Source organism: Pseudomonas sp. 2995-3 (genome assembly GCF_002742565.1).
Lineage (GTDB): Bacteria > Pseudomonadota > Gammaproteobacteria > Pseudomonadales > Pseudomonadaceae > Aquipseudomonas > Aquipseudomonas edaphica.
This window is the reverse complement of record NZ_LJSB01000194.1, coordinates 1-12,417: the sequence shown is the minus strand read 5'-3', so window position 1 is coordinate 12,417 and position 12,417 is coordinate 1. Positions and strand designations below refer to the sequence as shown.

Annotated in this window: 12 protein-coding genes; 3 read left to right on the top strand and 9 right to left on the bottom strand. The window is 63.0% G+C overall.

Annotation, left to right across the window (positions count from 1 at the left end):
• Positions 1-198 precede the first annotated feature (198 nt).
• The 8 genes from AOA62_RS17175 to gspG all read right to left on the bottom strand — a co-directional run bounded on the left by AOA62_RS17175 (position 199) and on the right by gspG (position 9,868).
• Complete coding sequence (locus AOA62_RS17175; protein WP_017139649.1) at positions 199-1,371, bottom strand: substrate-binding domain-containing protein; 1,173 nt, start codon at positions 1,369-1,371, stop codon at positions 199-201.
• Positions 1,372-1,842: 471 nt separating this feature from the next.
• Positions 1,843-3,054 (bottom strand): type II secretion system inner membrane protein GspF, encoded by a 1,212-nt coding sequence (gspF, locus tag AOA62_RS17170; RefSeq protein ID WP_099549250.1) that lies wholly within the window; start codon positions 3,052-3,054, stop codon positions 1,843-1,845.
• On the bottom strand, positions 3,054-4,472 hold the full coding sequence (gspE, locus tag AOA62_RS17165) for a type II secretion system ATPase GspE (RefSeq protein WP_099549249.1): 1,419 nt from the start codon (positions 4,470-4,472) through the stop codon (positions 3,054-3,056). Before gspE ends, gspF begins: the two co-directional genes overlap by 1 nt.
• Positions 4,473-4,593: 121 nt before the next feature.
• Complete coding sequence (gene gspD, locus AOA62_RS17160; RefSeq protein WP_099549248.1) at positions 4,594-6,921, bottom strand: type II secretion system secretin GspD; 2,328 nt, start codon at positions 6,919-6,921, stop codon at positions 4,594-4,596.
• On the bottom strand, positions 6,918-7,430 hold the full coding sequence (gspM, locus tag AOA62_RS17155; protein WP_099549247.1) for a type II secretion system protein GspM: 513 nt from the start codon (positions 7,428-7,430) through the stop codon (positions 6,918-6,920). Before gspM ends, gspD begins: the two co-directional genes overlap by 4 nt.
• A complete protein-coding gene (gene gspL, locus AOA62_RS17150) occupies positions 7,423-8,508 on the bottom strand; it encodes a type II secretion system protein GspL (protein WP_099549246.1) in 1,086 nt (361 codons plus the stop codon). The genes gspM and gspL overlap by 8 nt, the downstream gene beginning before the upstream one ends.
• The gene (gene gspK, locus AOA62_RS17145) at positions 8,505-9,410 is read right to left on the bottom strand and encodes a type II secretion system minor pseudopilin GspK (protein WP_158235129.1); all 906 of its coding nucleotides are present in this window, start codon (positions 9,408-9,410) and stop codon (positions 8,505-8,507) included. The genes gspL and gspK overlap by 4 nt, the downstream gene beginning before the upstream one ends.
• An 8-nt stretch (positions 9,411-9,418) precedes the next feature.
• Complete coding sequence (gspG, locus tag AOA62_RS17140) at positions 9,419-9,868, bottom strand: type II secretion system major pseudopilin GspG (RefSeq protein ID WP_017139656.1); 450 nt, start codon at positions 9,866-9,868, stop codon at positions 9,419-9,421.
• Between the two features lie 148 nt (positions 9,869-10,016).
• Here gspG and gspI point away from each other — a divergent pair, with 148 nt between their 5' ends.
• Complete coding sequence (gene gspI, locus AOA62_RS17135) at positions 10,017-10,382, top strand: type II secretion system minor pseudopilin GspI (protein WP_099549244.1); 366 nt, start codon at positions 10,017-10,019, stop codon at positions 10,380-10,382.
• Here the strand turns inward: gspI and AOA62_RS17130 are convergent.
• Positions 10,369-10,800, bottom strand: a complete 432-nt coding sequence (locus AOA62_RS17130; RefSeq protein WP_099549243.1) for a type II secretion system protein N — start codon at positions 10,798-10,800, stop codon at positions 10,369-10,371. The two genes, gspI and AOA62_RS17130, sit on opposite strands and share 14 nt — an antisense overlap.
• A gap of 93 nt (positions 10,801-10,893) precedes the next feature.
• Here AOA62_RS17130 and gspH point away from each other — a divergent pair, with 93 nt between their 5' ends.
• Both gspH and AOA62_RS17120 read left to right on the top strand, forming a co-directional pair.
• Positions 10,894-11,346, top strand: a complete 453-nt coding sequence (gspH, locus tag AOA62_RS17125; protein WP_026013888.1) for a type II secretion system minor pseudopilin GspH — start codon at positions 10,894-10,896, stop codon at positions 11,344-11,346.
• Entirely contained in the window at positions 11,343-11,954 is a 612-nt protein-coding gene (locus AOA62_RS17120) for a prepilin-type N-terminal cleavage/methylation domain-containing protein (RefSeq protein ID WP_017139660.1), read from the top strand. Before gspH ends, AOA62_RS17120 begins: the two co-directional genes overlap by 4 nt.
• Positions 11,955-12,417: the final 463 nt, after the last annotated feature.

Below are 12,417 nucleotides of genomic sequence, written 5' to 3'. Positions count from 1 at the left end.
GAACGACGGGCACGCAAACACTGCGCGGCCACGTGTCGGGGTTATTGCTTAAGGCAGTTGCCGGGGGGCGCGACCGAACTGTTGTCACACAATGTTCACGCAGTGCGGTTCAACTGGCTGGTTGGGCGAGGAAACGACAAAACCGGCAATGACGCGAAGTCATTGCCGGTTGTGGGGCAAACCCTGTCGAGACGGGGCTTACTGCGGACGGCCAATACCGTTGCAGGTGTTGGTGTCGCCCAGGCGCAGGGCGCTGGTGGTGGCGTAGAAGTTGTCGTGGACAGCTTTCTGCCAAGTAGCGGACAACGGGATGAACGAGTGGCTGCTGGTGGTTGCGTTGTTCAAACCGGTGTAGTGACGGTTCAAGAACACACGGATACGCGCGGTGTCAGTGGTGTCTTTGTAGCACTGGCTGAAGACCAGGTTGGTGTAGCCCACAATGGGGTAGCCTGCGGTAGGGTTAGGAAACGTAGGGACCCAGTTCAGAGGATTTTTGGCTTCGTCGCTGCCAAGAACCGGAGGTACAACACCGTCAAGGCTGGCTTGAACGTTGACTTCAGTCGGCAGGAAACCGTTGACCGAAGCAACAGCGGCAGCGCTGTTGAACTGTGCATAGTCAGGGCTGACGTAACCGATGGCACCGTTGTTGTTGGTAATGGCAGTGGCAACACCTTGACTGCCGGTGACCGCGATGTAGCTTGAGCCGGCCGGAGCGCTGGTGGCTGGGTCAAAACCGATGGCGGTGACGAAGCTGTTGCTGACAGCCGGCACCGAAGCAGGTTTTACCGCCTTGAGGTGGTTGGTCAAGATCTCGGTAGTGCCGCTGGTTTCCTGGCGATAGACCACTTTGATCTGCAGGTTTGGACCCGCAGCCCCGTTGAATAGCACCTGGTTCCAGTTAGTGATTTTGCCGGCAAAGATATCAGCCAACTGGCCACTGCTGAGCTGCAGCGATGTCTTGCCGTCGATGTGGTAAGGCACTGTCACCGACGTGGCCTCGGCCGGGATTTGAATCAACGGGCCGTAGGCGGCACGGCCGTTCACGGCGTCAGCATTATAAGCCGCCAGTTCCGCAACGCTAACGATCGAGTCACTGCCCGCATAGTCAACGGTGATGCCGGCAGCCAGTTTCAGCTTGGTCGAATCATTACCGAAGAAGGCCTTTTTGCCGTCGCCGCTGCCTACACCGATATAAGGGTTAAAACCAGGGACGGTGGCAGAGAGGATGCCGGTAGCCGTGGTCGAAGTGGCCGTGCTGCCGTAGAGTTTTTCCGGCAGGGTGGCACCGCCACCGACCACTGCGGCCATGGATTGTGCGGAAGCCAGTGCTGCAACTACCAAAGAGGCTGCGATCATAGTGCGCTTAAACATGAAGAATCTCCTTTCGTCGTGTTTGTACGTTTGGGTAGAGGGCTCTTGCATGACGCTATGGCTTCGGTCCCAAGCCGTGTTCCGGGGGTGGCTGGGGTTGAGGCCATGGGTAGGCAATTTCGCAGCATCCGATGACAGCAAAAGGAAAAAACCTCGGGAGGAAGCGCTTGATTTTACGAAAGATTCTCGGGTGTTTCGGTCATGCTTTTGAGCGGTTTGGGGGCAAGTGACAGCGGGGTTTCAGCGGGGTTTTGCTGGATGCGGTGTGGGCTGTGTCGCGGTGGGTTGGATGTGACGGAATGAGGAACCCGAGGTTGCAGTGATGCATATAGGGAGCGAGCAGAATCAACTGAATAAAACCGACCCAGATGTGGGAGCTGGCTTGCCTGCGATGCAGATACCTCGGTACATCAGGCACACCGAGTTGATGCCATCGCAGGCAAGCCAGCTCCCACATTTGACCGGGTGCAATCAGGTCACCAGTTGGTTGATCTCGATGATCGGCAACAACACCGCCATCACAATCACCAACACCACCGCGCCCATCACCACGATCATCAGCGGCTCCAGCAATGCCGTCATGCCCATCGCCCGGCGTTCGATATCGCGGGACAAGGTCTGCGCCGCACGCTCCAGCATCGGCGGCAGTGAACCGGTTTTTTCGCCGCTGGCAATCAGGTGAATCAACACCGGCGGGAAGACCTTTTCCACCGCCAATGCAGGCGCCAGGTTAACGCCTTCGCGAACCTTGGCAGTGGCATCGTTGACGCACTGGCTGAGGCGGTCATTGGACAAGGTCTGGCGCGCCGCTTCCAGGGCGCGCAACAGGGGCACGCCAGCGCCGCCGAGAATCGCCAGGGTCGAAGCAAACCGCGCAGTATTGAGCCCCAACACAAACCGCCCGATCAGCGGCAAGCGCAGCACCCGGCTATGCCAATTGAGCCGCGCCAGCGGGTTGCGCAGGTACAGGCGCCAGCCCCAAAACCCACCGACAATCAAGGCAAAACACAACCAGCCCCAGGCGCGGATAAAGTCGCTGGCATTGAGCATCGCCAGGGTCAGCCCCGGCAGGTCCTGGCGCGCCTGGGAAAACGCGCTGACCACCTGCGGCACCACATAGCTCAACAGGAAAATCACAATGCCAATGGACACCAACCCGACCACGCCGGGGTAGATGAACGACGTCATGATCTTGCCGCGCAGGTTGTTACGCTCCTCAATGTAATCGGCCAGGCGCTCCATCACCTGGGCCAGGTCACCGGACTCCTCCCCCGCCGCAATCAAGGCACGGTAAATCGATGGAAAGTCCCGTGGCCGCGCCGCCAAGGCGTCGGCCAAACGCATGCCGCCGCGTACATCGCCGCGCACGGCGGCCAGGGTCTGGGCGATGTGTTTTTTCTCGGCCTGCTCCACCGTGGCACTCAGCGCCGCCTCCAACGGCAGGCTGGCGCCCAGCAAACTCGCGAGTTGCCGCGTGGCCCAGGCCAGATCGTTGTCTGACAGTTTGGGCGTGAACAGGCTGCCGCCGCCGGCCGCCGCTTGATTACCCTCAATCTGTACCTGCAACGCGGTCAAGCCACGGCTGCGCAACTGGGCAAACGCCGCGCTCTGGCTGTCGGCTTCCACGTGCCCGGCTTCGATTTTGCCGCTGGCATCGGCGGCTTCGTAACGATAGCGATTCATCAGGCGTCCCGTGTCACGCGCAGGATTTCTTCGACTGCGGTGGCGCCGCTGCGTACCCAGCGCTCGCCATCCTCGCGCATGCTGAACATGCCGGCGCGACGTGCAGCCAGGCGCAAATCCTGCTCGCCGGCGCCTTGGTGGATCAGGCTGCGCACATCGTCATCAACGCAGAACAATTCATGGATGCCGGTACGCCCGCTGTAACCGATCTGGTTGCACTGCGCACACCCCACCGGCCGCCAGGTGCCAGGCACCGCCGGGTCTTCCTGCTTGCAATGCGGGCACAGGCGCCGCACCAGGCGCTGGGCCAATACGCCCAACAATGACGAGGCCAACAGGAACGGCTCGACGCCCATATCGATCAAGCGGTTGACCGCCGACACCGCGTCATTGGTGTGCAAGGTGGCGAGCACCAAATGCCCGGTCAACGAAGCCTGCACGGCGATTTGCGCGGTCTCCAGGTCGCGGATCTCACCAATCATGATGATGTCCGGGTCCTGGCGTAGAATCGCCCGCAGTGCCAGGCCGAAGGTCATGTCGATCTTGGCGTTGACCTGAATCTGGCTGATACCGGGTAAGTCGTATTCCACCGGGTCTTCGACGGTGAGAATATTGCTGGTGCTCGCATCCAGCCGCGCCAGGGCAGCGTACAGGCTGGTGGTCTTGCCGCTGCCGGTCGGCCCGGTGACCAGCACGATGCCGTGGGGCTGGCGGATCAAGGTATCCAGGCGCGCCAGCAGTTGCGGCTGCATGCCCAGGGTTTCCAGCTGCAAGCGCCCGGCCTGTTTGTCCAGCAGGCGCATCACGACCCTTTCGCCATGCCCCGTCGGCACGGTGGACACGCGAATATCAATCGGCCGCCCCGCCACCCGCAGGGCAATACGACCGTCCTGGGGCAAGCGTTTTTCGGCGATGTCGAGCTGGGCCATGATCTTGATCCGCGACACCAGCGCGCCATGCAGCGCCTTGCGCGGCGACACCACATCACGCAGGGTGCCATCGACGCGATAGCGCACCACGGAATGGGTTTCGTAGGGTTCGATGTGAATATCGCTGGCTTCATCGCGCGCAGCCTGGGTGAGCAAGGCGTTGATCATGCGGATCACCGGCGCGCCGTCCTGGGTGTCGAGCAGGTCGGTGATTTCGGGCATGTCCTGCATCAGGCGGTCGAGGTCGACTTCGTTCTCAGCCGCGCCAACCACGGCGGCGGCACTGCCGGTGTCGGCGTAGGCGCTGGTGAGCAGGCCGTCGAGTTCGTCGTCGCGCACATGCTCCAGGCGTGATTGGCCGAATTGGCGCTGGACCTCGCTGATCGACCAGCCGGGGGTTGAGGAGCAGACGGTCAACACAGTGCCCGTGTCGGTGGGGCGCAGGAGGATGCGCTGGGATTTGGCCCAGACGTAGGGGAGCAAACTCATACACCACCGTACATGTGGGAGCTGGCTTGCCTGCGATAGCGGACTTTCAGCTGAAAAATGTTCAACTGACCCACCGCTATCGCAGGCAAGCCAGCTCCCACAGTTTGATCTTTGTCTGAACTCATGGCTGCGAATTTCCAGAAACCGGCACTGCCCGAATCACCGCCCTTGGCCCCTGCTGCTGCGCCCCGGGAATCGCCTTCTCCACCGAAGGCAACTGCGGCGCCTGCACATCCGGCAGCGCCCAACTGTGCTCCGGCTGCAACCCGCCCTGGGCGCGGCGCATGAATTCATAGCGGTTCAAGGTGATACTGCGCCCAGCGCCACTGTCGCGAATAATGTAGGGGCGTAAAAACACCATCAGATTGGTCTTGGTGACGCTGCGCTTTTCATTGCGAAACAGCGCCCCCAACCCAGGGATATCCGCCAGCCACGGTACCGCGTCATTGCTCTGGCTATAGCCGTCCTGCAGCAACCCGCCGAGCACCATGATTTGCCCGTCATCCAGCAAAATACTGGTGTCGATCGCGCGTTTTTGGGTCACCGTGCCCGCCTCCACCGAGGCGCGCGTGTCGACGCTGCTGACCTCCTGGTAAATATCCAGCTTCACCGTGCCGCCTTCGGAAATCTGCGGCCGCACGTTCAGCTTCAGCCCCACCTCTTCGCGCTGTACGGTCTGGAACGGGTTGTTGCTGGTGCCGCCGCCACCGGTGACATAACTGCCGGTGACAAACGGAATGGTCTGGCCGACAAAAATGCTCGCTGCTTCGTTGTCCAGGGTCAGCAGGTTCGGCGTGGACAGCACGTTGGTGCCGCCTTTGCTCTTGAGGGCGCGGGCCAGCACCTTGAGGTCGAGCACCTTGCCGATCCCCGGAATATCCACGCTGCCGTTGACCAAGCCGATATTCAGCCCTTTGGGCAACACATCAATGCTGGTCTTGCCGGTGGTGACCAGCCCACTGCCGCCCAGGTTAACGCCGCCAAAACCGCCCTTGCCGCCCAGGTTGCCAGCCTGCCATTGCACGCCGAACTCACTGGCGTCGTCTTCGCTGACTTCAACGATCAGGCTTTCGATAACCACCTGGGCGCGGCGCTGGTCGAGCATGTCGATCACTTCGCGCAGGTTGCGGTACAGCGGGTCGGGCGCGGAGATCAGCAAGGTGTTGGTGGTAGCGTCCGCCTGGATCGTCACACCACCGGCGCTGAACGCAGTGTTCTGATCGCTGGGGGTGCTGCTGTTGGCGCTGCTGCCCGAACTGCTCGACTGGCCGTAGCCCGACGACTGCACACCACTGCCGGTGGGCGTGCCGCTGCTGTTCTGAGTATTACTGCCCTGGTTGTTCTGGGAGCCGCCGCCCATCGAGCTGAGTTTGCCACGGGCCTCATCGCTGACCCCGGACTCGCTCTCACCGGTCAACAGCCCGCGCAACGACTGCGCCAGCTTGCCCGCCTGGGCGTTGCGCAGGTACACCACGTGCATATTGCTCGGGTTGCTCTGGGCATTGTCGAGTTTGTAGATCAGGTTACGCGCCAGCTCTGTGCGCTCGGGGCTGCCGGAACGAATGATGATCGAGTTGGAACGCGGGTCGCCCACCACGTTGATCTTTTGCGTCTGGTCGGCACCCTGGGTTTCCAGCAATTCAGCGACCATGGCCGCGATATCGACGGCGATGCCGTTCTGGATCTTCACCACATCGGTGTCGATGGCGCTGGGTGTGTCGATGCCGTCGATAATCTGCGCCACCCGCGCCAGGTTTTCAGCATAGTCAGTGATGACGATGCTGTTGTTGCCGGGGTAGGCGTTGATCGGGTTATTCGGCGACACAATGGGACGCAGCACCGGAATCAGGTTGACCGCATTTTCATATTGCAGCCGAAAGGTACGCGTCTGCATGCCGCTGCTGCCGGCGCTGTAGATCGGCCCGCCGAGCAACTTGGCATCGGCCTCGGGCACCACCTGGGCGACGCCGCCCACATCCACCACGCTGAAGCCCTGCATGCGCAGCGCCGCCAGCAACATCTCGTAGGCCTGATGCGCCGGCACCTGGCCTTCGCTGACCAACGTGAGGTTGCCCTTTACACGCGGGTCCACCAGAAATTGCTGGCCGGTGGCGCGGGACAAGGCACGCACCACCGCCTGGATATCGGCGTCCACAAAATTCAGCTGTACCGGCTGGTCACCCAGCGGGTTGCGCGCCTTGAGCACCGCCGGGGCATGGCCACGGGCGCTGTTGGTCACCGGGTGCTGCACGCGGGGGGCCGGCGCGGGTTCGCGCTGGCGGTCCAGCACGGTTTCGCCGCCGCGCCGCGTGTCGGCCAATGGCTGGCCCAGCTCGCTGTCCACCAGCAAAGGCTTGGGTGACTGCGGGTTACTGCACGCGCTCAGGGCCAGCAATAGCAGCGGCGCGACTTTGCGAAAAGGCGCGGAGTTGGGGACTGACCACTTCATGAAGCTTCCTTAGCGCCAAGCGCCTGATCCATGCGAACGGTCCCGGACACAGTGCCGGCCGAGTTGTCGACGGTATCCGGGGCGCGTTGCAAGCGTGCCTCGGACACTTCCAAAGAAAACGAACGGGGGTTACCCAGCAGCCAGTCCACCACAAGGTCGGCCGGGGCCTTCTCGAAGATCAGCCGCCAGCCACCAGGAGCCAGCGCCTGCAGTTGGTAATGACCTTGCAGGCCGGCGCCGTCGAGGGCTTGGCGCAGCGCGGTTTCATCCGCCTGACGCGGCGCCGCGACGCCCTGCAACAGCACCTGCAAGGCTTCGGCCTGGGAACGCAGCTTCGGGGTTTCGACCTGCCAATAGTCGATTTTTTTTAGCGCCGGCTGAACCAGCACCAGCCAGGTCAGCAGGCTCGCCAGGATCAGCCCGGCACCGGCCAACATGCGTCTTTCACGCACGGCCAGGCCAGTCCAGAACACATGGGACTGACTGCGCACCTGCTGCCACTTATTCATCGTCGTCCTCCTCCGGGGTGACGGTGTTGTCTGCCGGCCCCAGGGTCCAACCTTGCTCATCACGGGTCGCGGCAAAACCGGCTTCCGCCAACGCCGCCTGCCAGTCGCCTTGCGCCGCCGGGCTATGGCTGTCGGCCAACAGGCCCAGGTGCAAACGGCCCTGCTCAAAGCTCAGGCTGTCGACACTGCCGACCATAAACGGCAAGTGGCTGCCCGCCAGTTGCAGCAGGCTGGTAAAGCGTTGGCCGGGATCAGCCGCCGCCCCGCTTTGCCGCGCCGCCAACTGTTGGCGCACCTGCTGCAGAGGGTTGAGGATCACCGGCAGCTCGGGAAAGGCCTGGCGCACCTGTTGGCTCATCAGCGCCTTCAGCCGCTGGCCTTCTTCGGCCTGGCGGGCGGCGTACAGGTTCAGGCCAACGGTCCAGATAACGACGGCCAGCGCCGCACAGGCCAGCGCCCTGCCCCAGCCGCCGGTAGCACGTTGATTGAACTGCCCCTGCAAACCCCAGGCGGGCACTGCGCCGCTCCAGCGCTGCGCGGCCTCGACCAACTGCACATCAAGGGTTTGATCCAGGGCGTGTTGCCCCAGTGGATGCACGGTGGCTTGTTGCAGGCTATGTCGCGTGAGCAAATGCCCATCGTCCAGCGCCGCCGTGGCCACCGGCAAGGCATACGGCGCCGGGTACAGGCCGCGTAGCTTGAGCGGCACCTGCGCCAGTACCTGGCTCAGTTGCGCCAGCCCGGCCTTGGGCACCCAGGCCACCTGCACAAGACCGTCGCTGCCACGCGGGCCGTGAGCCACCTGCATCTGATCGATTGGCCCAAGAATCAATGCCTGCGCGGCGCAGGCCACGGCGGCAGCGGTTTTGGCGGCGGGTAATGGCGGCAACTCCAGGCTGGTCAACAGGCTGTCACGCGGGTGCAGGAAGCAGTCCACTGGCTGGCGGGGCTTGCCCAATTGCTTCAGGCTTTCGCGGCCCTCGGCGATCACCCTGCCAGCGTCCAGCCAGGCAAAGTTCACCGGGCTGTCGACCGTCAGTTGATCAAGTGGCGGCAAGCCAATGCGCAAACGCTTCATACACCCACCCGCGACCAGATCACCTGCGGCTGGCGGTCTTCGGGCCGGTGCAACAACGCCTCGATCGTCACTCGGCGTTGCTCGCGACGGGCCTGGCCCTGCAAACGGAACCACTCGCTGGTAATACCCACCTGCACCGAATCCATCGCCACTTGGGGCATGCGCAGACGGTTAACAAAGTCGCCACGGTTGATAAACCAGCGCCCGCTGTCGCGCTCGGCCACCAGCGCCTGGGCCTGGGCCAGGCTGAGCAGCGGCACCACCGCGCTGAGCACTTCGGCGCTGGCGGTATTGCCGTTGACCCAGGTGTTGCCGGGCAGCACGCTGACAAAAGCGTGCAGGCGCCGCAGCACCTGTGGGTCGATGCCTTCAATACCACTGAGGTCATCGAGGCTGCGCAGCATCGGGTATTTGGCCGGCAGCCGCTCATCCGACGCGCCTTTGTGTACAACGCGCTGGTCATAGGAGCCGATCACCCGCTGGCTGATGCGACGGCTCACGGCCGGGTCGACGCCGATCAGCCGACACAAGCGTTCGAAGTGCTGCAATTGCTCGTCATCTTGTTGCTGGCGATTGACTAGGTTGCGCAGGTTGAACTTGCCCTGTTCATCCTCCAGCCGCCCTTCAAACACACCGCCCTGGGCGCGTGCCCATGGCTGGTCGAGGCGGGTCAACACATCCTTTTTACGCGCGTCCCACAGCAACAGGCGGCTCTGTTCCAGCGCGCCCAGCAACAGCCACTGGCCCTGCACGCGCTGCTGCTCGGCCTCAAGGCTACGGGTGAAGACGGTCTGGCGTGTGAGCATGGCGCCGGCGATCACCGCCACCACCGCCGCGATCAGCAGCGCGCTGATAATCGCCATGCCGCGCTGCTTCGCCGCTGCGGGCGAATGCCTGTTCATGGCGGGCCTTACAACTGCCAGGAGCCGATATCGGCATTCACGCCGTCGCCATCCGGTTTGCCGTCGGCACCCAGGGAGAACACATCGACCTCACCATTGGCGCCGGGGTTGAGGTAGTGATAAGGGTTGCCCCACGGGTCGTTGGGCAGGCGCTCCAGGTAGGCGCGCCAGTTACTGTTCTTGGCGTCGGCCGGGCGTTCTACCAGCACTTTCAAGCCCTGGTTCATGCTTGGGTAGCTGCCGTGGTCGAGGCGATAGAGTTTCAGCGCCTGCATCAACCCACCGATATCCTGCTTGGCCGCCGTGGCCCGTGCCTGGTCGGGCCGATCGAGCACTTTGGGCACCACCATCGCCGCCAGAATCCCGAGGATGACCACCACCACCATGATCTCGATCAAGGTGAAGCCACGTTGGCCGCGCGGGCCTGGCAATGGGGACGTTAGGGGCGCGATTTCCATCTCGACATTCCTTGGCTTGGGTGCATTTCGTGGCGCAGTGTTGCAAGAACACATGTCAGTCGTATTGAAAATCCTCGGGAGGTTTGGTCGCTAATCGGTCAACTGCCGGCGCTAGTCTGCGGGCCTGTTTCCCGGCTTTGAGAGCGCCATGTACAGCCGCCGCAAGGAGCAAGGCTTTACCCTGATTGAAGTGCTGGTGGCGCTGGCGATCATTGCTGTGGCCATGGCGGCCGCCGTGCGCGTGGCCGGGTTGATGACCCAGAGCAACGGCCTGCTGCGCGACAAATCCATCGCGTTGCTGGCCGGACAAAGTCGGTTGGCGGAGCTGCGGTTGGGCGGACAGCTACGCAGCGGCAAAAAGACCTTCGACTGTGACCAGGGCCGACTGAAGCTGCGCTGTGAGCAGACCATCAACGCCGATGGCCGCCTGTTTCAGGTCAGCCTGCTGGTGCTCGATGCCAGCCGCGAAGCGCCGCCGCTGGCGCGTCTGGCGACCCAGGTCATGGCCGAGTGAGTGACGGTAATGCGGGCGCGTCCGGCAACTTGTCGAGGTTGACGCGCAGCTTCTCGCCGCCGCGCTCGATCTCCACGCCATCACCTTCAATGGCCGTCAGCCGCACACCGGGGCCCAAACGCTCGCCGAGCAGGAAGCTGCGCGGCGGCCCATCGTTAAGGCTGAGGATCGCCACCGCGCCACGCGCGCCGGCGAGCACGCCCGAGACTTTGACCTGCAACGCCGAGGGCGCGCTGGCAAACCACTGCAACGCCGGGTTGTCACTGCGCGCCGCCAGCGTCTGGGGCGCGGCCTGGGGCGTGTGGGACTCGGCGGATGTCAGCAGCAACGGCGTCCACACCGCCACCCCGGCCAGGGCCGCCAACAAGGCCAGCGCCTGCACACCGTGGGCGGGCGAAAATCGAAGAGCAAATGCCATGAGCGGAACCTCCTGTCTGTGCGTGCTTTCAGCCTACAGGCCAATTCGCACGTTTTTATTTCACAAGCTCACCAGTTGTTCAGGAGTCGGGCGATGAAACAGCAAGGCTTTACTCTGATCGAGTTGATGGTGGTGCTGGTGATCATCGGCATTGCCAGTGCCGCCATCAGCCTGACCATCAAGCCCGACCCGCTGCACCTGCTACGCAAGGATGCCGAACGCCTGAGCCAACTGCTGCAAGTGGCCCAGGCTGAAGCCCGTGCGGACGGGCGCCCCATCACCTGGCGCGCCGACGCCAAGGGCTTTGGCTTCAACCGCCGCAGTGATGACGGTTCAGGTATCGAGACCTTCAAGGGCGACAGCCAACTGCGCCCGCGCCCGTGGGAACACACGCCGATGCAGGTCTCAATCGAACCCGGGCGGGTGCTCGTACTCGACGCCGAATGGATCAGCCCGCCGGTGCGCGTGGTGCTGTCCGATGGCCAATACAGCCTCAGCCTGCAGCGCGATGCGGCCGGGCTGATGCGTGTGGTGACTCAACCATGAACCCATCCCAGCAAGGCTTCACCCTGATCGAAGTAATGGTGGCGATCATGCTGATGGCGGTGGTCAGCCTGATCGCCTGGCGTGGGCTCGACAGCGTGACCCGCGCCGACCAGCACCTGCAGGCCAGCACGGAGCAGACAGAAGCGCTGTTGCGGGCGTTGAACCAGCTGCAACGCGATGTCAGCCTGCGCGCCAGCGTGGAACTGAGCGCGCCTGGCCCAACCGAAGACGACACCGCCAAACCTGCCGGGTTGGCCGCCGTGACGGTGCGCAGCTCCGACAGCAAGGGTTTTACGCTGGAGGTGATTCGCAGTGCACCGGTGGCCGGAGATGGATTGCAACGCGTGCGCTGGTGGCTCAAGGGCGACAGCCTGTACCGTGCGGCGGCGCCTGCGCGGGAGCGCTTTCCGTTGCCGGCGGCCAAAGGCGGGGTTGTGGTGTTGAGTGGGGTCAGTGATGTGCAGGTGCGGGTGTGGGAGGCGGACAAGGGTTGGCGGCAGTTGAGTGGCAATCGGCGGGAGGATCCGTTGGGCATGGAGATCAGCCTGGTCAGGCAGACGCCCCAGGGGGTGGAGCGGTATCGGCAGGTGTTGGGGCCGTTGCGTTAGCTTTACTGCCTTGGCGCGGTGGGCGGTGGACGGTGGGCGGTGGGCGGTGTACATATCCGTTGCTGCGGTAACGGCGGCCTATGGTTCCGCTCTTACAGCGGGTCACTTTTGTAAAGACACAAAAGTAACCAAAAAGTCTTCGCCCCAACACTCGGTGCCTCGCTGAGGCTCGGCATGCCCGCAATCCGACAGTGATTTGGGGGGCCGCCGCGATGGGCCATCCTTGGCCCAGCGCGGCTAAACCGGCATCCCTGCCGGTTTACCCCCCAAATCCCTGTCAGATTCCGGCCATCGTGTTTAACGGGGCGATTTCAGATCAAGATCAAAAGCGCAGATCAAAAGACCGCTGACTTCGTCATCGAAAAGGATGTAAGAGCCAGAGCAACAGCAACAGCAACAGCAACAGCAACAGCAACAGCAACAGCAACAGCAACAGCAACAGCAACAGCAACAGCAACAGCAA